20 protein-coding genes and 1 tRNA gene are annotated in these 21,251 nt (G+C 58.8%); 8 read left to right on the forward strand and 13 right to left on the reverse strand.

The features are described from left to right. Positions 1-10: 10 nt before the first annotated feature. The 7 genes from speA to D1823_RS00535 all read right to left on the reverse strand — a co-directional run bounded on the left by speA (position 11) and on the right by D1823_RS00535 (position 7,696). Positions 11-1,900 (reverse strand): biosynthetic arginine decarboxylase, encoded by a 1,890-nt coding sequence (gene speA, locus D1823_RS00505; RefSeq protein WP_117868065.1) that lies wholly within the window; start codon positions 1,898-1,900, stop codon positions 11-13. Positions 1,901-2,001: 101 nt separating this feature from the next. Continuing rightward, on the reverse strand, positions 2,002-3,087 hold the full coding sequence (locus tag D1823_RS00510; protein ID WP_117868067.1) for a DUF1513 domain-containing protein: 1,086 nt from the start codon (positions 3,085-3,087) through the stop codon (positions 2,002-2,004). Positions 3,088-3,090: 3 nt separating this feature from the next. Then, on the reverse strand, positions 3,091-4,101 hold the full coding sequence (locus D1823_RS00515) for an imelysin family protein (RefSeq protein WP_117868069.1): 1,011 nt from the start codon (positions 4,099-4,101) through the stop codon (positions 3,091-3,093). Between the two features lie 3 nt (positions 4,102-4,104). Continuing rightward, positions 4,105-5,652 (reverse strand): di-heme oxidoredictase family protein, encoded by a 1,548-nt coding sequence (locus D1823_RS00520; RefSeq protein ID WP_162896722.1) that lies wholly within the window; start codon positions 5,650-5,652, stop codon positions 4,105-4,107. Further along, entirely contained in the window at positions 5,612-6,097 is a 486-nt protein-coding gene (gene bfr, locus D1823_RS00525; RefSeq protein WP_117868071.1) for a bacterioferritin, read from the reverse strand. Before bfr ends, D1823_RS00520 begins: the two co-directional genes overlap by 41 nt. Beyond that, on the reverse strand, positions 6,045-6,338 hold the full coding sequence (locus tag D1823_RS00530; protein ID WP_117868073.1) for a bacterioferritin-associated ferredoxin: 294 nt from the start codon (positions 6,336-6,338) through the stop codon (positions 6,045-6,047). Before D1823_RS00530 ends, bfr begins: the two co-directional genes overlap by 53 nt. 86 nt (positions 6,339-6,424) lie before the next feature. Beyond that, the gene (locus tag D1823_RS00535) at positions 6,425-7,696 is read right to left on the reverse strand and encodes an imelysin family protein (protein ID WP_117868076.1); all 1,272 of its coding nucleotides are present in this window, start codon (positions 7,694-7,696) and stop codon (positions 6,425-6,427) included. 249 nt (positions 7,697-7,945) lie between these two features. Between D1823_RS00535 and D1823_RS00540 the strand changes: the two genes are divergently transcribed. Next, the gene (locus tag D1823_RS00540; protein ID WP_117868078.1) at positions 7,946-8,503 is read left to right on the forward strand and encodes a DUF2796 domain-containing protein; all 558 of its coding nucleotides are present in this window, start codon (positions 7,946-7,948) and stop codon (positions 8,501-8,503) included. Positions 8,504-8,982: 479 nt separating this feature from the next. On the opposite strand, the gene D1823_RS00545 is transcribed toward D1823_RS00540, so the two are convergent. Further along, complete coding sequence (locus tag D1823_RS00545; protein ID WP_117868080.1) at positions 8,983-9,933, reverse strand: GlxA family transcriptional regulator; 951 nt, start codon at positions 9,931-9,933, stop codon at positions 8,983-8,985. A gap of 168 nt (positions 9,934-10,101) precedes the next feature. Between D1823_RS00545 and D1823_RS00550 the strand changes: the two genes are divergently transcribed. The 4 genes from D1823_RS00550 to D1823_RS00565 are packed head-to-tail and all read left to right on the forward strand — an operon-like array spanning position 10,102 to position 14,576. Further along, positions 10,102-10,812: a GntR family transcriptional regulator gene (locus D1823_RS00550; RefSeq protein WP_117868082.1), complete on the forward strand. Its 711-nt coding sequence runs from the start codon at positions 10,102-10,104 to the stop codon at positions 10,810-10,812. A gap of 7 nt (positions 10,813-10,819) precedes the next feature. After that, positions 10,820-11,737: a dihydrodipicolinate synthase family protein gene (locus D1823_RS00555; RefSeq protein ID WP_117868084.1), complete on the forward strand. Its 918-nt coding sequence runs from the start codon at positions 10,820-10,822 to the stop codon at positions 11,735-11,737. A gap of 5 nt (positions 11,738-11,742) precedes the next feature. Further along, positions 11,743-13,239 (forward strand): aldehyde dehydrogenase, encoded by a 1,497-nt coding sequence (locus D1823_RS00560; protein WP_117868087.1) that lies wholly within the window; start codon positions 11,743-11,745, stop codon positions 13,237-13,239. After that, positions 13,236-14,576 (forward strand): FAD-binding oxidoreductase, encoded by a 1,341-nt coding sequence (locus D1823_RS00565; protein ID WP_117868089.1) that lies wholly within the window; start codon positions 13,236-13,238, stop codon positions 14,574-14,576. Before D1823_RS00560 ends, D1823_RS00565 begins: the two co-directional genes overlap by 4 nt. 2 nt (positions 14,577-14,578) lie before the next feature. On the opposite strand, the gene D1823_RS00570 is transcribed toward D1823_RS00565, so the two are convergent. The 3 genes from D1823_RS00570 to D1823_RS00580 form a co-directional block, all read right to left on the reverse strand. Next, positions 14,579-15,352, reverse strand: a complete 774-nt coding sequence (locus D1823_RS00570) for an SDR family NAD(P)-dependent oxidoreductase (protein WP_117868091.1) — start codon at positions 15,350-15,352, stop codon at positions 14,579-14,581. Between the two features lie 57 nt (positions 15,353-15,409). Further along, complete coding sequence (locus D1823_RS00575) at positions 15,410-15,628, reverse strand: hypothetical protein (RefSeq protein WP_205511887.1); 219 nt, start codon at positions 15,626-15,628, stop codon at positions 15,410-15,412. A 135-nt stretch (positions 15,629-15,763) separates the two neighbouring features. Continuing rightward, complete coding sequence (locus tag D1823_RS00580) at positions 15,764-17,311, reverse strand: trimethylamine methyltransferase family protein (RefSeq protein ID WP_117872577.1); 1,548 nt, start codon at positions 17,309-17,311, stop codon at positions 15,764-15,766. Between the two features lie 229 nt (positions 17,312-17,540). Here D1823_RS00580 and D1823_RS00585 point away from each other — a divergent pair, with 229 nt between their 5' ends. From D1823_RS00585 to D1823_RS00595, 3 genes are all read left to right on the forward strand, one after another. Then, positions 17,541-19,013 (forward strand): NAD(P)/FAD-dependent oxidoreductase, encoded by a 1,473-nt coding sequence (locus tag D1823_RS00585; RefSeq protein WP_117868093.1) that lies wholly within the window; start codon positions 17,541-17,543, stop codon positions 19,011-19,013. Continuing rightward, positions 19,014-20,000 carry an alpha/beta fold hydrolase gene (locus D1823_RS00590; protein ID WP_117868095.1) on the forward strand — a complete coding sequence of 329 codons (987 nt, stop codon included), beginning with the start codon at positions 19,014-19,016 and terminating at the stop codon, positions 19,998-20,000. 72 nt (positions 20,001-20,072) lie between these two features. Beyond that, positions 20,073-20,149, forward strand: a tRNA-Met gene (locus D1823_RS00595). A gap of 189 nt (positions 20,150-20,338) precedes the next feature. Here the strand turns inward: D1823_RS00595 and D1823_RS22245 are convergent. Beyond that, positions 20,339-20,572 carry an invasion associated locus B family protein gene (locus D1823_RS22245; protein ID WP_117868097.1) on the reverse strand — a complete coding sequence of 78 codons (234 nt, stop codon included), beginning with the start codon at positions 20,570-20,572 and terminating at the stop codon, positions 20,339-20,341. Continuing rightward, the gene (locus D1823_RS00605) at positions 20,573-20,827 is read right to left on the reverse strand and encodes a hypothetical protein (protein WP_117868099.1); all 255 of its coding nucleotides are present in this window, start codon (positions 20,825-20,827) and stop codon (positions 20,573-20,575) included. Positions 20,828-21,251 lie beyond the last annotated feature (424 nt).

Here is a 21,251-nt window from a genome sequence, read left to right on the forward strand (position 1 = left end):
TCTCAAGGGGTTATTCGTAATAGGTGTAGCCGTTGATCGAGTCGCGATAGGCGCTCATCAGGGTTTTGCGGTCTTTGGCTTTCAGAGTACCGGTCGAGATAGCCTCGTCCACCATTTTACGGAAGGCGGCGACGCAGTCGGTCGGATCGAACTCGACATAGGACAGCACCTGGCTGATCGTGTCGCCTTCTTGCTCGTGCAGCAGATCAAAACCACCGTCGGAGCGAAGGTCGATTGTGACGACGTTGGTGTCGCCAAACAAGTTGTGCAGATCACCGAGTGTTTCCTGATAAGCGCCGACGAAGAAGACGCCCATGAAGTATTCATCCTCTTCCGGCAGGGAATGCACCGGCAAGCTGGGCGAGACGCCATCAGCCAGAATGAACCGGTCGATCTTGCCGTCGCTGTCGCAGGTAATGTCGGACAGAACCGCGCGGCGGTCTGGCGTCTTGTTCAGCCCCTGCAACGGCACAATTGGGTGCAGCTGGTCGATCGCCCAGACGTCGGGCAGGGATTGGAACAGCGAAAAGTTGCAGTGGTAGATATCGGCCACTTTCTCGAGCTGGTCGTCCACGTCGGTTTCCAGATCGTCACTGGCTGCCAGTGCCTTGAGGCGGGCCATCAGCGACAGATAGATCCGTTCGGCGCGGGCCATCTGGCGCAGGTCTACGTACCCACGGCGGAACAGTGCGCGCAATTCGTTGCGGTAGAAATTGGCGTCGTTCCAGCATTCCTGAAGCCGATCTTTGCTGAGATAGCCGTGCACCGCGGCAAGGTCCGAAACCATGTGATGATCGTCGGGTTCAACCTCCGGGCCGTTGGGCGCATCGTACAATGTGCTTTCCAACACGTTGAACACCAGCATCGACGACGTCGCCACCACAGCACGACCGCTTTCAGTGACCAGCGTGGGGTGGTCGATCCCGGCCTCATCCATCGCGTAGGCCACGGTTTCCACGACATTGGCGCAGTATTCCTCGACCGTGTAGTTGATCGAGTTTTCAGCCGCCTTCTTTTCACCGGTGTAATCCACCCCCATGCCACCGCCCAGATCCAGATGGGTCAGTGGCACGCCCTCGCGGGTCAGTTCGGTGTAATAGCGGCAGGCCTCGCCCACCGCGCGGCGCACGTCGTTGACGTCCTGTACCTGCGATCCCAGATGCGAGTGCTGCAATTTCAGGCAATGCAGTAGGCCCGCGTCGCGCAGCTTGTCCACAGTGGTCACCAGTTGATCGGTGTTCATGCCAAAGGCTGACCGGTCACCCGAGCTTTCTTCCCATTTGCCACTGATCTGGTTGGTCAGTTTCACCCGCACACCAATCAGCGGTTCGATCCCTAATTCCTTGTAGACTTCGATCACCGTGTCGGCCTCTTTCGGGCTTTCCAGAACGATCACCGTGTTGAAGCCGATCTTGCGGGAAAGGGTTGCCAGTTGGATGAACTCGGCATCCTTTACCCCGTTGCACACGATCAGCGCTTCGCTGGCCAGGCGATGTGCCAGCGCGATCACCAATTCGGGTTTGGACCCTGCCTCGAGCCCATAGTTGTATTTCTTGCCGAATTCGACGATCCGGTCGACGACCTGTGCCTGCTGGTTCACCTTGATCGGGAACACACCGCGATAGCTGCCCCTGTAGCCCACGCGGGCGATAGCATCCCGGAAGCTTTCGTTCAGATGCGCGATCTCGTGTTCCAGATAGGAAGAGACGCGCAGAACCATCGGGGCCTTGATGCCGCGGTCGTCCAGGTCGCTGAGAATGCCGGGCAGGCTGATCGCATCAACCTCGGGCGCCAGGGGATTGCGCAGACCGATTTCGCCCCGCTCCGTCACCTCGATGAGGCCTTTGCCCCATTTCTCAACCCCGTAGATGGAATGCGGTGCGTCCGGCGTCTGTTTCAATCAAGTCGGTCCTTAACCTAGGAGTGCCAGTTTCGCGACCGCCAATACGGCAGCTGTTTGATTCTTCCAAGTGTAAACTATGTGCCAGAGAAAACCGAGTTTTACGCAGGGCGACGGATCGGGATCAGGTGGTTGTCCCACTGACACTTAGCGTGGGTCCGGATCACAAGGGGCGCAGTGGTCAACGCGCCAAACACACCGGTTCCGGTGGTGAAAACCAAACCGCTGGTGCCGGATCCAAGACCGCAGACATCCTGAAGCTCGAATGCATCCCTGAATGTGCCACTGGCCACATCGAACCGATGCAGCGCGTTGCCGCGCGGGCAGGTGATGGCGATGGTTGCGCCATCCGCCGAGAACGCGATGCTGCCCGCATAACCCTGTAGCGGGCTCTGATCCTGCACAGGCGCTGACAGAAGGTGCGGGGTTTCCCCCTGACGGTGCAGACCCAGCAAAGGCGGATGTTCGGCTTTGCTGCCCTGCCACTGCATCGCAAAACCCACCAGCCCGTCGCGACGGACCGCCAGATGGCGGATCGAGTTCTTGTGAAGCGCAGGCGTCAGCGACACCTGTTCCTGAACCAGGCCCGACAGGGAAAGGTATGTCAGATTGGGCTCCATCGTCGGCAGGTTCATCTTCGTGCGCCCGGTTTCGGGGTGGGTTTCGATCCCGCCATTGGCAATCACAAGCGTTTTTCCACCCGGCATCAGCCGCATGTCATGCGGCCCGACCCCGCCGGACGGGAATTCGCCCAAGCGCGCAAAGGTTTCTGCGTCCCAGACGCCTATGATACCTTCTCCAGCCTCGTAATCGTTTTCCGTGGCGAAGAAAATCGCGCCATCGGCTGAAAAAGTACCGTGACCATAGAAATGCCGACCTTCCGGCGTCATCAGCCGCGCGACCGGTGATCCCGTCACGCAATCAATCACCACGGCAAAGGTGCCCGGACGGCGCGCAAAGGCAACGGCCTGTGCCTTGACCGGATGCGCCGCCGCCGCATGCCCACGCGCGGGCAGGGGCACGGAAAAGAGGAGTGTTCCCAGTGCATCCAGCCCGGCCAGTCGATACGAACCATCCGGAAACAACCCTGCGGCCAGAAACTCCGGCCTGCCCACCGAGGCCCATCCATGGATCGGAGGCAGAGAGGTTGCGGCAAGCCCTGCAAGGAAGCGGCGACGCGATGTCATTGTTCAGTCCCCATCCAGCGAATTGAAGCCTGCGCTGATGCCCAGTGTCGGGCCAAGTTCGGATGAAGCAATGGCGCGGATGTCATGGATAGACTGTTGCAGGGCCTCGATTCGGACCCGGGCTTGTGGGTCCGCGACTCCGGCCAGAGCAGGGTCTTCGATGGATTGGGCGTTCTCGATCGCGCGCGCAAAGGCGGCATCCAGATCGGCGGCAATTTCGGGGTGATCAAAGGCCAACCGCGCCGCAAGATCACGAAGGGCCATCAGCGAAAGCTCGACATGGCGCAATGACCGCTCCGACCGCCACGCTTCGGCGCGGTTGGGGCGCGGGCGATCGAACGTGCCCAACGGGCGACCAAGCCGTGTGTCGGCCGTGAATTCAAGACCCGTGGACAAAGCCTTGAACAGCTCCTGCATGGCTTCGTCCTGTGTTCGGTAGCGGCTGTTCTCGTCGGGCCGGGTCAGGCTGGGGGCATAGCCTTGCCAGTCCTCGGCCATCGCCCGGGCATTGGCATCAATGTCTACCGAGATCGCCTGAATCAGCGCGCAGCGATATTCCGTGTTGCCCTGGTCTGCAAAGGCGGGATCGAACAGCATCCGTTCGAGCGCAAAGAATCCGCGCCCCGCTATGGATGTCTCGGCATAGGCTTTCGGGTCTTGCACAGCGTTATCCTCGGCCGCGAGATGCTGGGACAGGGCCTTTGAGGTGAACCCTTTCTTATCGGGCCAGAACGCCATGGCAAACGCACGATCGTCGACCTCGGTCGGACCGAACCGCAGGTGGCTGGCGGAAACCCAGCTGTCGAAGGCCGCATCATAAGCCGCGCGCAGCGCCGGTGAGGTCGGATCGCAATCCACCCGTGATGCGCTGACCAGAGCACCGGTTGTTTCCGGCAGTTTGCCGAACCGGGGCAGGATATGTGTCTCCGTCACGTCCATCAGAATCGGTGCTTGATCCTGCGCCTGCGTGGCAAGCGGCATCATCAACGCGGCAACAAGGGTAAGAATACGCATGGGTCAGAGGCTCTCCAGAAAACGGATCAGGGCGTCGCGGTCAGTTTTCGGCATTGACACAACTGCATCGCGCGCGGCCTGGGCTTCGCCACCGTGCCACAGTATCGCCTCGAGCAGATTGCGTGCTCGCCCGTCATGCAGAAATTGCGTGTGGCCCGAGACGCGTTCGGTCAGACCTATGCCCCACAGCGGCGGCGTCCGCCATTCGCGACCCGTCGCGCGGGCCTCGGGGCGGTGATCCGCCAGATCTTCGCCCATGTCATGCAGCAGCAGGTCGGTATAAGGCCAGATCAGCTGAAAACTGTGCTCGGGCCGATCTTCCAGCCGGTGGGTGACATGAGCCGGAGTATGACACGATGCGCAGCCAGTGGTGTGAAACACCTCTTTGCCGCGCAGCACGTCGGGATCGTCTACGTCTCGGCGACCGGGCACACCCAGATTTCGGCTGTAGAAATCCACCAGGTCCATGCCCTGCTGATCGATCTCGAACTCGCGGGTATCGGTGTCGCCATGCGGGGCCTCGACGCAGTTCACCTGCAAGTCCGTGCAGTCCCCCTGAGGTGCCGGGTAAAGCGGGCTTGAAATACCGATATCCCCGGCAAAGGCTGCGGCAGATTGCTCCATGACTGTCGGCATGCCTGCCTTGTGCCCAAACCGTCCCATCATGGGCGCACCGTATTCAACCGACCAGACGATGTTCGGACGGCCCGAGATGCCATTCCCATCCACGTCATCGGGGTCAGCCTTGGCCAGCAGGTCATCGACCGGGATCGCCTCCAGCAGCCCAAGCCCGATCATCTGCGGTGCGACCCGCGGGCTCAGCATCGCATCGGGGTGCAGCGGGCCATACCCCAGCTCATCCGCCCGATAGGTCGGGCGGCGCAGAGCGGCGGTTTCACCGTCAGAAAGCTCGATGCGGATTTCCTCATACGAAATACTCAGCCGATATTCCGCCGGATGCCCGGCCAGCGCGAAGTCCTGCATCTGCCCGCCATAGTTGGGTTCGGGCAGGGTGGCGATGTAATCATCTATGCCGGCATACCCGTCTTCTGGCGTGTCGGGAATCGAGACCCGAAGAAACATTGAGACCGCGTTGTCATCAGGTCCGTTTGGGGTGTGCCCGCGCCCATCCTTGATGTGGCAACGCTGGCAGGATCGCGCGTTATATAGCGGCCCCAAGCCGTCAGAGGCCAACGTGGATGATGGTGACGAAACCCAGATTTTCTTGAACAACCCGTTGCCGACTTTGAACTCCAACTCCTTTTCGAAGCTCAGGTTGCCTGAGGGTTGTGAAAACGCATCCGCGTCGTTGCGGACCCGGACAGTCGCCGCCCCGGCAGAGAGTTCTTCGAACGGCTGCGACACGCCATAATCCTGCGGGGGCGCGGTCACGGCCGCAATGCGGGCGCGTTCCTCGTCGGTGCGGGGGGTGAAATTCAGATGCAGGTCCCGCAGCTCGGCTGACAGGGAAGGGGTGGCCGCGAGGGCGACCACCGACAAGGCAAGAAGGCTACTCGCCTTCGTCCATTTTCGATGCGTTGAGTTGCGCATAATTGGCTTCGCCGATCCTTTCATACAGGTCGAGCTGCGTTTCGAGGAAGTCGATATGTCCCTCTTCATCGGACATCAACTGTTCGAACAGCGACATGGAGACATAGTCGCCGGCCTCCCGACAATAGTCGCGCGCTTCCTTGTAAAGAGCCCTTGCGTCAATTTCGGCGGCCAGGTCGCATTCCAGCGTTTCCTTCGGTGTCTGACCGATCCGCAATGGGTCCAGCTTCTGAAGGTTGGGGTGGCCTTCCAAAAATATGATCCGTTCGATCAACTTGTCCGCGTGGCCCATCTCTTCGATGCTTTCCTCGCGGCTTTTCTTGGCCATATGACCAAGCCCCCAGTCTTCCTGCAGGCGGTAATGCAGCCAATACTGGCTTACGGCCGTAAGTTCATGCCGCAGAGATTTGTTCAGATATTCGATGACCTTCGGATCGCCCTTCATCAGCCTTCTCCTGTGTTGCTCCGGCACGCAAAGTGCGGAGTTGCATCGGTACGTCCAGATTACTGGCTGCCTGCATTGTGTCTAGGAACAGCGGCATGCACCCGCCGCAATCCGCCGACTTCCCAAGGGCATGGTAGATTTTGCCGGGGGTGATGATGGTTCGCGGGTCTGCTCTGCGCATCCAGTCAATGGCTGCGCGGATGTCGTGATCGGATATGTTGGTACAGTGGCAGACAATCATTGTTGTTGGCTCGTTTCGCCGCTTCGACAGATGATCAGGACGGTTTGAAGGGGCCGGAAAGCAACCCTGTCCGGCCCGCTTGGGAATCAATGGAAGACGGCGTCCGGGTTATCCAGGCTGTCTGACCCTTCAAACGCAACCCCGTCCAGCTCCAGCGCGGTTACGATGCGCTCGATCGTTTTGGTTTGATCGATCAGGCCTTTGACGCCGCCCATGATCAGGGCCTCACCGCCTTCGTTGCCGCGCTCAAGCATCTGGTCATAGGCAAATCCTGCCTCGGCTGTTGTCTTGATCTTGCCCAGGGCCTGCATGGTGGCGGCCAGTTTCGCTTTCATCTCGGTATCCAGCGCCGGATCGGTGGCGATGACCAGATCGGCCAGAGACGTGCCCGAAACCGGGGCGCCATCGATGCGGGTATAGCTGCCCAGATAGACGTTCTGAATGCCCAGGCCGTCATAGTAATGGCTGTTATGTGTGTTGTCCGAGAAGCAGTCATGCTCCTCCTCGGGATCGTTCAGCATCAGGCCAAGGCGCATGCGTTCACCGGCTTGCTCACCATACGACAAAGAGCCCATGCCGGTCAGGATCGCGCTGATGCCTTCTGCTTCGTTCTCCATCAAGGCTGCGCGTGCCGCACCGCCGTGTTTCCACTGATCCGCCATCCATGCCAAGTCGCTGACCAGCAGTTCGGTCGCAGCGCTCAGGTATTGCGCACGACGGTCACAATGGCCGCCGGTACAGTCCTCGTCCTGCGCGTAATCGGTGGCCGGGCGGTTGCCGGCACCGGCGCCATGGCCGTTCATGTCCTGGCCCCACAGAAGGAATTCGATGGCGTGATAGCCGGTTGCGACGTTCGCCTCGATACCATCTGCTTCGTGCAACGTGTCACTCAGCAGTTCGGGGGTAATTTCGCCGGCATCAATGGTCTCGCCCGACAGTTGGAAGCTGGGATTGGCGATGACGTTCAGCACAGCAAACTCGTTTTCGTCCGTCGCGCCGCCATAAGCCGCGTCAACATAGTCGATCAAACCTTCATCCAAAGGCCAGGCGTTCACCTTGCCTTCCCAGTCATCAACGATGGCATTGCCGAAGCGATAGACTTCCGTTTGCTGATAAGGGACACGCGCAGCAACCCAGGCCGCGCGCGCCGCGTTCAGCGTTGCGTCCGACGGATCGGCGATCAGTGCGTTGACCGCATCCTGCAACTTCCTGGCTGAAATCAGGCTGTCTTCAAATTTGGCTCCCGCAATATTGGCATAGGTGTTCAGTACATCCGCCTTGGTGGGGGCATCACCCGAGATTGCGGTGGTTGCCATGAAAAACGTCAGAGCGCTGGCAGTGGTGAATAACTTGGTCATAGGAGTTTGGTGCTTTCCTGTCAGAACTGTCGGATCGTGCGGGAATACCCCGCGGTATTCGCGGAGAAATAACTGAGTTATTTAGTCAGTAATGTCAACCTGAGTTTTATTGTCGGATATAAGCGGGAACTGTTGAACCCAGCAAGCCTCCCCATATCTGGCGGGCTCCGATCCGAGGGTTAACATTGCGTGGCGGGTGATTCGCGTTAAAATCACTGTTGTGATTCTGTTTTAGGCGGTTGTTGGTTAATGAAGTGCTCTGTTCTGGCCTTGTCTCTCTTCCCGGCAGCTCTTGCTGCTCAGGCGACGCAGATCACGTCCACCCATCACCATGGGTCCGGCCAATTGGATATCGTGCTCACAGATACCGATTTTTCGCTGTCCCTCAGGGTTCCAAGCATTGATATCATCGGGTTCGAAACCCCGGTGGCAAATGACGACGAGCGTACACGTGTCGCCATCGCGATTTCCGAACTGTCCAAGCCGCTGGATCTGTTTGTCGTCCCGTCCGAGGCTGTGTGCTTTACCGTTTCCGCCAATGTTATCCTGACGCATGATATCTCGGGGAACCAGGACACCGCGGGTGAAGGGGGCGCGTCATCCGCGCCGGATGAACATTCGGAATTCCAGGCCGATTACGTTGTTCAATGTCAGAATATGGATGCGCTGAACACAATAGAATTTGCGTATTTCCAGCGGTTCAGCGGGACAAGGAAGCTGAACGTTCGCGTCGGATCAGACGCAGCGACCAGCACCCACGAAATCACCCGTGTCGCGCCTAGCCTGGATGTGGCGCAGATCCGCTAGAGATGGCACTTGGACGCCTGTTTGGCGTTTCAAATGCAGAACCGATGTTGTTGAACCAAGACTACCCCGTCCATGTCCGGGACGCCGCGCGGAAATCGAACACGCCAGATTGAAACCGGAAAAGCTGGTCCCCGGCGCGGGCCTGAAAGCAACAAAGGAACGAAGTCCATCATTTGTAGTTTTGTTGCAATTGGTTATGGTCTTCGTGGGTGCCGGATTTCGCTGAATCAGCAGTCTCGAATTGAGGCAAAGATTAACGAATAAGGGCACAAGAAACTCATGTATGACAAGTTCTCGCAAAACTTATGCCAATATCCAGATCTATTGGTTCATCATCCTGCCGATCTGTTGACTAGTCCGGTTTTAATGAGGGGGTATCTCGGCAGGGTTAGGGGGATGCCCGTTCAGGCCCGTTATGGGCCGATGAAGCGCGGCATCCCCTGCCGTATCGGTCGGGGCAAATCCACCACCAGACAATGTCAGTCGATCTTGTTGCGCTGCGCGTGCGGGGTAACGCCAAAGCTTGACCTGTAGACACGCGAAAAATGGCCCGGGTTTTCAAATCCGCAGGCCACGGCGACCTCGGTGACGGACGCTTCGGTCTGAAGCAACAGTTTCTGGGCGCGCTCCAGCCGCATTTCCATGAAGTACTTCTTGGGTGACGTGTTCAGGTATTTTCCAAACAACCGCTCAAGCTGCCGCGTTGAAATGCCAAGCTTTTCCGCGATGAACGAGGGGGAAACCGGGGTTTCAATACTGCCCTGCATGATGGTGATCGCCTTGGCGAGGTGCGCATTGCGCATACCGTTGCGTGACTGCAGGGAAACCCTTTGTTTGGCCGTGGCATTGCGTACCGCGTTATAGACCATCTGATCCGCCACATCGATGGCCAGTTCCTCGCCGTGATCGCGTTCGATCAGATGCAGCATCAGGTCAGCCGTTGCGGTCCCGCCAGATGCGGTAATGTGCTTTTCGTCGGCCACGAACACGCTGCGCACCAGATTGACCTCGGGAAAGGCCTCCATGAACGCGTCGTGGTACTCCCAGTGGATCGCTGCCTGCATTCCGTCAAGAAAACCAGCCTTGGCCAGCACCCATGCCCCCGAGCACAGGGCGCCGATTTTCGTACCGCGCGCGCGTTCGCGGCGCAGGGTTGCAAGCAGAGGGCGTGTGACGTGGTCACGCATGTGAATGCCCGACAGGACAAACAGCTGATCACATTTGGCCAGACCCTGAAGACCGGAATGCACCAGCGTGACGGATCCGTTCGAGCACACGGCCTGCTCGCCATGTTCGGACACAAAAGACCAGCGGTACAGTTCTTCACCACTCACCAGATTGGCGATCCGCAACGGTTCGACCGCGCATGAAAACGCAAGATGCGAAAACTCCTCGACAAGGATGAATGTGATGTGCCGCGTCTGAGGCATGAGCAATACCGTTTGCAAGCTGGGACAACGCCCAAAACATGAGTTTATTTCGCCGGCTTCCATGCTGCACGAATTTTAATTGTATACAAGTTGTATTTTTGTGGAATACAAAACTGTGACCGCACGCGATTCGACCACGGACGCCGAACAGAAGGATGAGGCCAAAGCATGAAGGACGAAGCCAAGTCTCGCAAAAGCGCGCTAAGAGAGCACCTGAAAGTGTCCATCCTGACGCTGCGCCTGCGCCCGGGCGCCGATCTGGACGAGGCGCATCTGTCGGACGAATTCGGACTGTCGCGCACGCCGCTGCGCGAGGTGTTTCGTAAGTTGGCTGGCGAGGGTTATCTGGACTTGCGGACAAACCGCAGCGCCCGGGTTTCGGAGATGTCCTACACCACCCTGCGCGACTTCTTCCTTGCCGCGCCGATGGTATACGGAGCGATCCTGCGTTTGGCGGCTTTGAATGCGACGAACGCCCAGATCAATGATTTGAAAGAGGCCCAGCAGGCTTTCAAGGCGGCCCTTCGGTCCGGGTCCGGCGAGGACCGTGCCTTGGCCAACAACCGCTTTCATGACGTGACGGGCGAAATGTCCGGAAATGTCTACCTGCTGCCTTCGTTCAACCGGCTGCTGATCGATCACGCCCGGATCGGTATGACGTTTTATCGGCCACAGACTGGTGAAATGTCGGAAAACCTGTCGCTGGCCAGCCAGCAGCATGACGCGATTATCGCAGCCATCGAGGCGCGCGATGAAGCGGCGGCGGCGCAGCTGGCGGAAGATCACTGGAACCTGTCACGCGATCAGATTGAATTGTTCGTGATGCCTGACGCGCTGGATGTCCCGATGGGCGTCCCGCCCCTTTCGAAACCTGCATGAGGACGGAATGAACCCGATTTTCAAGTTTGAGGGGATCTATACCCCTGTGGTCACGCCTTATCACGACGATGGCAGCGTGAATTGGGACGCCTTGTCCGACGTGATCGAATACCTGATCGAGAATGGCGTGCATGGCCTGATCTCGGGTGGTTCGACCGGCGAGAACTATGCCCAGACTGTGGAAGAACGGCTGGAACTGGCCAGATTCACGCATGAGCAGTTGAAGGGCCGGTTGCCATTGGTGGTTGGCACAGGCGCGATGCTGACGCCGGATTCTATTGCTCTGGCTTCGGGCGCACGTAAGATCGGCGCAGACGCAATCCTGCTGGCCAGTCCGCCATATTCAGTGCCAACCGACCGCGAGAATGCGTTGAACGCGCTGGCTATCGACAGGGCCGCCGATCTGCCTGTGATGCTGTACAACTACCCGCACCGCACCGGTACGATGATGGGCGAAGAGTTCCTTGACCGTGTGGGCCGCAGCCGGAATTTCTGCGGCATCAAGGAAAGCTCGGGCGATATCAACCGGGTGCATTTGCTGGCCCGCGACTATCCACATATCCAACTTGGTTGCGGTATGGATGATCAGGCGCTCGAGTTCTTTGCCTGGGGCGCGCCGTTCTGGGTGTGCGGCGGGTCGAACTTCCTGCCTGCTGAACACGTGGCTCTGTATCGGGCCTGCGTGCTTGAAGGCAATTTCGCGAAAGGTCGCCGGATCATGTCCGCGATGATGCCGCTGATGCGGGTGCTGGAACAGGGTGGAAAGTTCATCCAGACCATCAAGCATGGCGTTACCATGAACGGGATCGACGCGGGCGCGATGCGGCCTCCGCTAAAAGGTCTGAACAAGGATGACAAGCGCGCGCTGGAACAGGTGACCCGTGTGCTCAAGAAGACAATCGCTGACATTGTGGCTGAGGGGTGAGAGATATGGATCTGCTGACACAGGACGAATACAAATCCATCGCCGCAGGCCTGAACCTGCCGACCGGGGCGTTCATCGACGGGGCATTCCGCCCGTCGATCACGGGTGAAACCTTTGAGACAGTGAACCCGGCTACGGGCGGCAAGCTGGCGGATATCGCATCCTGCGGTGCAGCGGATGTCGACTTTGCGGTCGAAAAGGCGCGTGAAGCGTTTGACGATGGGCGCTGGAGCAAAATGCACCCGTCCGAGCGTAAGGATGTGCTGATCCGGCTCTGCAAGTTGATGACCCGCAACGCCCGTGAACTGGCGGTGATGGAAAGTAACGACAGCGGTAAGACCATCTATGACTGCGAAACCGTGGACGTGCCCGAAACCATCCACTGTCTGAAATGGCATGCTGAAGCGATCGACAAGATTTACGATCAGGTCTCACCAGCCAGTGACGACCATATCGCCATGGTCGTGCGTGAACCCATTGGCGTTGTAGGGTTGGTCCTGCCGTGGAACTTCCCACTGCTGATGCTGGCGTGGAAGATCGGACCTGCCTTGGCGGCGGGTTGTTCAGTGGTTGTGAAACCCGCGGCTGAAACCACGCTGACCGCGCTGCGCCTAGCCGAACTGGCAATGGAGGCTGGCCTTCCCCGCGGCGTACTGAACATCGTACCGGGCGGAGGGGCCGATGTGGGCGAACCCATCGGGCGGCACATGGATATCGACATGGTTTCCTTCACCGGCTCGACGGTGACGGGCAAGCGGTTCCTGACCTATTCGGCGGAAAGCAACGCCAAGGAGGTGGTGCTTGAGATGGGCGGCAAGAACCCCGCCATCGTCATGGACGACGCCGAAAACCTCGACCGGGTGGCGGCGCATGTGGTGAATGGTGCGTTCTGGAACATGGGCGAGAACTGCTCGGCCTCGTCGCGCCTGATCGTGCATAAAGACGTGAAAGCCGAACTGCTGAAACGCATCGCGCATCACGCCAAACAGTGGAACATCGGTGACCCGCTGGACCCTGAAACCCGCATGGGCGCGCTGGTCAGCGAAGGGCATTACAACAAGGTCTGCAGATACCTCGATCAGGCTGAAAACGTGGTGATCGGCGGCAAGGCGGACAAGGGGTTTGTCGAGGCTACCGTCGTCGAAGTGCCGGGCAATGACACCGTGCTGGCCCGAGAGGAGATCTTTGGCCCGGTCCTGTCCGTAATTGAAGTCTCGGGCTTTGACGAAGCGATCAGGATTGCCAATGACACTGACTACGGCTTGTGTGCCTCGATCTTCACCGCCAACGCCAAGCGGGCCATTCGCGGTGCGCGAGCCATTCGGGCAGGGACTGTTACGGTAAACAGTTTCGGCGAAGGCGACATCACCACGCCGTTTGGCGGCTACAAGCAATCGGGCTTTGGCGGTCGCGACAATTCGATCCATGCGCATGATCAGTACACCCAGCTGAAAACCATCTGGATTGATCTTTCCGACGACGCCGACGAGGCCGTGGATTGACGCGCTTTGAGGCCAAAAGACTGCCCCGGCAGACGGGCCCGGCGGGATGGAATGCCATCCTGCCGCCCCAGGAGCCCCTGCCAGAGCTCGAACAGAACCTGACCGCCGACGTCACCATTGTCGGTGGTGGGTTTGCCGGGCTGACGACGGCGCGGCGGTTGCAACAGCTGGACCCCTCGTCGAAGATCGCCCTGTTGGAAGCGGGTAGATTTGCGGATGGTTCGGCGGGGCGGAACTCGGGGTTCATGATCGACCTGCCGCATGATCTGGCCTCGGACAACTACGCAGGCGATGGGTTGGAAGCGGACCGCGCCGCCATTGCACTGAACCGTAAGGCCATCGCATTCGCAACCGAGGTTGCCGCCGATTGCGACCTGCCGCAAGAGATGTTCGACCCTTGCGGCAAACACAATGCAGCCGCCACAAAGGCAGGAGACGCCCATAACCGCGCCTTTGCCGGGCATCTGACCAAACTGGGTGAGCCGCATACGCTGTATGACCAAAAGCAGATGCAAGAGATCACGGGCAGCCCGCATTATGTTTCGGGGCTTTTTGCTCCGGGGACGGTCATGATCCAGCCGGCAGCTTATGTGCGGGCGCTTTCGAACCGCCTGGCCGGCCAGATAGACGTGTTTGAAAACTCTCCTGTCACCAGCTTTGAAAAGCAGGGCACAGGCTGGATCGTCAGCACCGACAAGGCCAGGGTCAGCACCGGGCGGATCATCCTGGCCAACAATGGCCATCTGGAAAGCTTCGGGTTCTACCAGAGGCAGTTGATGCATATCTGCCTCTACGCCTCGATCACGGCCCCGCTGACCGAGGCGCAGATCAAGACACTGGGCGGACAACCGCGCTGGTCGGTGACCCCGGCGGATCCGATGGGCACCTCGGTCCGGCGCATTTCGGGCAGCTACGGGGATCGCATTCTGATCCGTACCGGATCCAGTTTTCACCCGACGATCGAAACCAGCCGGATGCGGTTGCGCAATGCCGGCTGGGTGCATGACCGCAAGTTCCGGGAACGCTTTCCACATCTGTCGGACGTGCAGATGAAACATCGCTGGGCCGGGATGCTGTGCCTCAGCCGCAACGGATCCGCGGCGTTTGGCGAATTGGAGGAGGGCGTGTTCTCGGCCTGCTGTCAGAATGGCCTGGGCATCGCCCGGGGCACTTTGCAAGGCATGGGCCTCGCGGAACTGCTGATGCAGGGCGGATCAGAGATCGCGGATCACTTTCTGACGCAGCCGGACCTTCCGCGATTGCCGCCCGAGCCCTTCGCCTCGCTTGGGGCGAACAGCTATTTGATCTGGAAAGAGTGGCGATCTGGTAAAGAGTGAGGTCAAGGCAAGCTCAGCTTGGCCATGCGTCCACCATCTATCGTAAAGACCTGCCCGGTGATGAAACCCGCATCCCCAGACGCCAGAAACGCGACGAGCGCGGCAACTTCTTCAGGCCGCCCTGTTCGGGCCACCGGGTGGATCTTGGCGATGTCGCGACGGAACGCGGACGGGTCGGACATGGATTCGATGAAATCCTCGTTCAACTCGGTATCGATCCATCCCGGCGCAACGGCGTTACAGCGGATACCCCCGGCCCCGTGATCCACGGCAACGGCGCGGGTCAGGCCGTGCAACCCTGCCTTTGAAGTGCAATAGGCGGTGTGACCGGGATTGCTGCCCAAGCCTTCGATGGATCCGATGTTGACGATCGTGCCCTTGGTGTCGCGCAGATACGGCAGCGCAGCTTTGATCATCAGGAGCGGGGTGGTCAGGTTCACCGTCAGAGTGCGGTGCCAGTCCTCAAGACTCATCCCCTCGACCGAGGCTTCCTGCATCATGCCGGCGTTGTTGACCAGCACGTCAAGACGCCCGGCCTGGTCAGTCACTTTGCTGACCACCTGCGCGTGGCTGTCGGTAAGGGTGAAATCCGCAACGACGCCGTAGAATTCCGTGTCTTGGCCACGTTGGGCAGTGAAGTCATGCGCCCCTTCGTCCTGCAAACGTTGGGCGATGGCCCGGCCAATGCCGCTGCGCCCACCCGTGCCCCCGCATTGTGCGGGCGTTGAACGATTGACGCCCCGATGCCACCGGTTGCACCAGTGACCAAAGCCGATTTTCCATTCAGGTTCATGAGGTCATCCATTGCTGGACCGATGCGACAGGTGCTCCGATCAGGCCTTCAACAGGAACCACGCCCAGCCCCGGCCCGATTGGCAGTTCGATATGCCCGCCTTTGATTTGGATAGCGTTTTCGGGATCGTAGTTGCCTTCGATATATATGGCGAAGCCAGCCAGACACCTTCCAGCAGGTCGGGCCGAACGGTTGCACCGTTATCAGCGACGGTTTTGACCAGCGTGAAATCCAGCGCCCGGACCTTGGCATTGGCCATGGTTTAGGGTCCGTTTTTGACCGGCAGGTCGTGGCTGTGGATGTGCAGTTCGGCAATCTTCATCTTGTGTACTTGTCCTCACCGAAAAAAAACGGCCCACCCGAAATGCGGGCGGGCCAGTAAGGGGAGTGTATATCAGTATGTCTGGTTCAACTCATCCGCCGCCGGGATTTCCCTTTCACGGCGGGCGATATAGTCCAGAAGCGCTTCGTTCCTGGATTCGTCCAGTTTGGGTTCTTGGTATTCGGCCAGCAATTTCCGTGCATGTTTCAGGGCGCGTTCAGTGATTTCAATTTCACCTTCGGCGACCCATTGTTCGATCGAGTTGTTGTCGAACAGTTCCGGCATGAAGAACGCGGTCTGGAAGTTGTCCTGTGTGTGCGGATGACCCAGATAATGCCCGCCGGGCCCCACATCCGGAATCGCTGCCAAAGCCTCATCGAAGTCGTGCCATTTCGGCCCTTCAGCCATGCGGTAAGCCATCGCGCATTGTTCCGCATCCACGACGAACTTGGCGACCGAGCAATGCATGCCAGCCTCGTTCCAGCCTGCCGAATGCCAGATATAATTGGCCCCGGCGTGAATGACCGCGCTCAGCGTCGTGGCGGATTCGTAGCCTGCCTGCGCGTCAAAGGTCTTGGCCCCGCCCAGCGTGTTCGAGGTGCGCCACGGAACATCGTAAAAGCGCGCCATCTGACCGATCATGAAGTTCATCAGGCTGATCTCGGGCGTGCCGGCCATGGGTGCTCCGGATTTCATCGAAACGGTCGACAGGTAATGCCCCCAGATCGCAGGGCAGCCCTTGCGGATCACCTGCGTATAGGCCAGCGCCGACAGCGCCTCGGCAGTCAGCTGTGCCACGGTCGTGGGCACCGATGCCGGGGTGTTCGCGCCACCCAGAACAAAGGGCGAGCACAGAACCGGCTGATTGCGGCGGCAGAAGGCCCGCATCGCACCCAGCATGGTTTCGTCCCAGACCAGCGGGCTGTTGCCGTTGCAGTTGCCGGTGGTGACCGGATGATTGTCAATGAAACCTTCACCGAACAGGATATCGCACATATCCATCACATCCTCGGCGTTCCTGGGCGAGGTGGTCATACCCATGAAGGTCTTGTCCGAATATTTCATCGACGAATAGGTGATGCGCAGATGCCGCTGGCTGATCGGGTGATCATAGGGCTCGACAATGTGATGGGCCGAGCTGTGCAGCGCGGGCATCATGTGCGATAGCTTGTGGAACATCGCCAGATCATCCAGCGTCGGGTTGCGGCGCACATCGTCCAGATCGCGTAGGAATGGCGCCCCGGTCATCGGTACGAAGATCGCGTGCTTGCCCCCCAGCGCCAGGTTCTTTTTCGGATCGCGCGCGTGATAGGTGAACTGCGCCGGAATGCTCGAGATTAGGTCGCGCACCATGTGGCGATCCAGAAAAACCAGCTCTCCATCAACCTTGGCTCCGGCTTTTTTCCAGTCTTCCAGCGCGACGGGGTCGCGGAACTGAACACCGACGTTCTCCAGAATGTCCATCGCCGCATTGTCGATGCGCTCAACCTGGGTCGCGTCCATGACCTCGCACAGCGGGATGCCTCGGGTCAGGCCCGGCAGCATGTCAAAGTTCGGAGCGGAGCGTTTGGCACGGCGGGCAGAACGTCCGCCGGAACGCGTGGCAGTGCGAGTGGTCAAGGGGCAATCCTCCAATTTTGAAACAAACTGACGGATTCGCGGCGCGCCCACCTCTCTGATTGCGATATGTGCTTGCAAGAAGCGACAAAGGTTAAGCCAATCCATTTTTTCATCCTTTTGTAACGAAAGGACGCCCGGTCATTTTCCCCTGTGTGACCTACTTCACAGCCAATCAAGTGCATACATCTGCAACAGATAAACGTAAGGTTGATTCTGAAGGCACTCACTCATGCACCACAAAACAGAGATGCTGATCGTCGGCGCCGGGTTTGCCGGGCTGACGATGGCGCTTGAGGCCCGCAAACGCGGTATCAAGGATATCGCGATTTTGGAAAAGGCCGATGATATCGGGGGGACATGGCGCGAAAACACCTATCCCGGTGTCGCCTGTGATGTGCCATCGCATCTGTATTCCATGGCGACCCACCTCAACCCGCATTGGAGCCGCGCGTATGCCGGTGGCGCAGAAATACAGGCTTATCTGCAAAAGGTCGCGCGTCAGGAAGGGTTGTATGACCTGTGCCACTTCGGGCAGGAGCTGAAATCGGCCAGGTGGGATGGAACGCGCTGGCAAGTTGAAACGATGGATGGTCAGCACTGGTCGGCCCGGTTTCTGGTCTCGGCCATTGGTGCACTTCATTATCCCAGCATTCCGGAAATCCCCGGCGCAGACAGGTTTCCCGGCCCCAGTTTCCACTCCGCCGAATGGAATCACGATGTCGATCTGACCGGCAAGAGCGTTGCGGTCGTCGGTACCGGGGCGTCCGCTGTTCAGTTTGTACCCGAAATCGCCGGAATTGCAGGTCACGTCACGATCTTTCAGCGCAGTGCGCCTTACGTGATGCCGCGCCCGGACGGCCCGATTGCGCCCTGGGTGCGCAGCCTTTACGCCCGGTTTCCCATTTTGCCGCGCATTCGGCGCAAGTTGATATTCATGATCTTCGAATTTCGCCACCGCGTGTTTCGCGGTGAGGAACGTGCGGTGAATTTTGCCTTGAAAATGTGGCGAAAGGCATTGGAGCGCGCCATCACCGATCCGGCCGAACAACGGGTTCTGACCCCCGACTACCGGATCGGCTGCAAACGAATCCTGAGCTCGAACGATTGGTACCCGACCCTGGCCCGCGACAATGTCAGCGTTGTTCCGAAAGGCGTCGCCCGAATTGAAGGTGACACAGTCATCGCGGCGGATGGCACCCAGACCAAGGCGGATGCCTTGATCTGGGGCACGGGGTTTCACGTAACCGACGTGGTCGAGCGTCTGGACATCACCGGCACAGACGGGCTGACGTTGCGCTCAGCCTGGTCGGATGGCATGTGCGCGCATCTGGGTACCGCAATTGCGGGTTTCCCCAATTTCTTCCTCCTTCTGGGGCCGCATACCGGGCTGGGGCATAACTCGGTCGTGCTGATGATCGAGGCCCAGGTTGGCCATATTGGCCGGGTCCTGAGCGAGATGCAGCACAAGGGTCTGTCCGCGATTACTCCTGACGCAGCCAGACAGGCGGCGTTCACACGGGAAATGCACGACCGCCACTCGGACGGCGTCTGGCAGGCCGGGGGCTGTTCATCGTGGTACATGGATGCGGAAGGGCGGAACACGACCCTTTGGCCCGGCACGGTTGCCGAGTTCCAGAAACGCATGGCACAATCGGGGTTGGAACAATACAGACCCGCCGCCCTTGGCAATGGAGAAAGTTGAATGACAACTGTTCTGATCGTGATCGCCGTCTTTGCCGTGGCCCTGTTTGTCACGAACCTGTGGACCCGGAGGATAACACGCCACGGTCTTGAAACCGTGCCACAGCTGGGTCAGATCACACCCGTTCGCGGCGGCAGCATTCACTATGTGGAAAGGGGAAACCCCGACGCACAGACCGTCGTCATGATCCATGGCCTGGCCGGGCAGTTGCAGCACTTTACCTATGCGCTGGTGGATCTTCTGGCCGACGACTACCACGTTATCGCGCTGGACCGGCCGGGATGCGGGTATTCAACGCGCGATACGGCCGAGCTGGCGCAATTGCCCCACCAGGCTGGCATGATTGCTGAGTTTCTGGACAAAAAAGGCGTGGACCGGGCCGTTCTGGTCGGCCACTCGCTGGGGGGCGCGGTTTCATTGGCGATGGCACTGGACCATCCGGCCCGAATTGCCGGGCTGGCGCTGCTGGCACCGCTGACTCACAAACTGCCCGAAACCCCGGCGATCTTCAAACCGCTCGAGATCCGCTCCAAATGGCTGCGCAGTCTGATCGGCAACACGCTCGCCGTTCCTCTGGCGTCCAAAACCGCGCCGCACACGCTGGGCGCAGCGTTTGACCCGGAGACCCCGCCGGATGACTTTCTGGACCGGGCAGGCGGCGCGCTTGGCCTGCGGCCTTCGGCCTTTATCACAGCGTCTCAGGATGTTGTCGGTGTCGACACCAGCATCAACGCGCAGGTCGCACGCTATCCGGATCTGACCGTACCCGGAGGCATCTTGTATGGCCGTCAGGACGCAATACTGTCCCCGCCGCTGCATGGGCCAACAATGACCGATTTCGGACTGAGCTATGAAGAGCTGGAAGAGTTCGGTCACATGATTCCGATTACTGAGCCCGAAATCTGCGCTGCCTTCATCCGCAGGATGACGGGCGCAACCACATCCCCCCGGATGTCCTTGCAGAACAAGCCATCTGGGCACGCGTGAAAGAAATCTTCGGGCTGGTTGATTTCCCTCTTGACCCTCCCGGGCCCCTCGCTTACATCGCCTCTCACTCAAGGCGGAGTAGCTCAGTTGGTTAGAGCAGCGGAATCATAATCCGCGTGTCGGGGGTTCAAGTCCCTCCTCCGCTACCACCCACCTGAAAAAAAGCAATGGATTGTAAACAGGAATGACGTCCTGTGCGGAGCTTGCCCGGCATCTTTTCCACTGTTTGACAGTCCACAACCAAATCGAGGTCAACGCCCGGATAACAGCGTCACGGTATTGATCGACCTGCACGCAGGTACCTTTCCAGGTCGCTGGCCGGTTTCAGCAACTTGTGGTCAATTGGAGGGGTAGCCGCGTTTCCGAACCTCTTCGATAGCCGCAGAAAACCCATAAAGTGAGAACGTAAAACTGCGTTTGACGGTTGGAGAAGCCGCAAAGTAATACTCCACCTTTCCGAATTCTGCGTTCAACAATTCTTTCGTCAGCCCGACGTTGACTTGGCAATATTGTGGAGCGCAAAACTGGTATGCGTACTTTCGACTGAACCTGCCATCAAGTGTCACAACCACTCAATTGTTCAAGTCCGTTGTTGCAGGCAACTGCAAAACGAGCCCGGCTACAACCTCGCTGTTGTCTATCGGGATACCAATTATGTTCGCGATGTTCTTGCCGTGGTACTTGATGCCTTGGATCGTCGAACACTCTGACTTGGACGTGTCGCAGTAGATGTCCCAAACACCTGCTTTGGCAACTTTCTTCTCCCGTGCTTCCGCCTGGCTGGCGGTATGGAAAATGGATGCGGCAATAAGAAAAATTCTCAGCATCGAAGCCCTCAAAAACGGATTAACTGGTCTCTTTCAGTAACGCTGGGGTTGTGTTTCTGCCAGCCTTTAGTGAGGGAAAGATGCCCGGGTTATAAACCTCGATACAGCCTGAAGGAAAAAACTGAAATCGGGTTCGCGTGCCATGATGTCATCTCCGTTGTTTGGGTTGGCTTGCTAACGCCCTCCCGAGGGGCCGAACGTGACAAGATTCTACTTAAGGAGAAGATCGAAAATTCCGTCCCTGAGAAGGGTCGGTTTGAGGATTGTATGGAATTCGCCCTGCGATTTCTATCAAGTCCTTGGAAAATATATAAAAATGGTGGCTTTTCTATGCGCCAAAGCGTCCTTCGGTTGGTGTTTACTGAGCCAATAAATACTGTCAAAACGGTATGTATGGAGCTCCAGAATTTTCACTCCCTTTCAG

The organism is Ruegeria sp. AD91A (assembly GCF_003443535.1).
Taxonomy (GTDB): Bacteria; Pseudomonadota; Alphaproteobacteria; order Rhodobacterales; family Rhodobacteraceae; genus Ruegeria.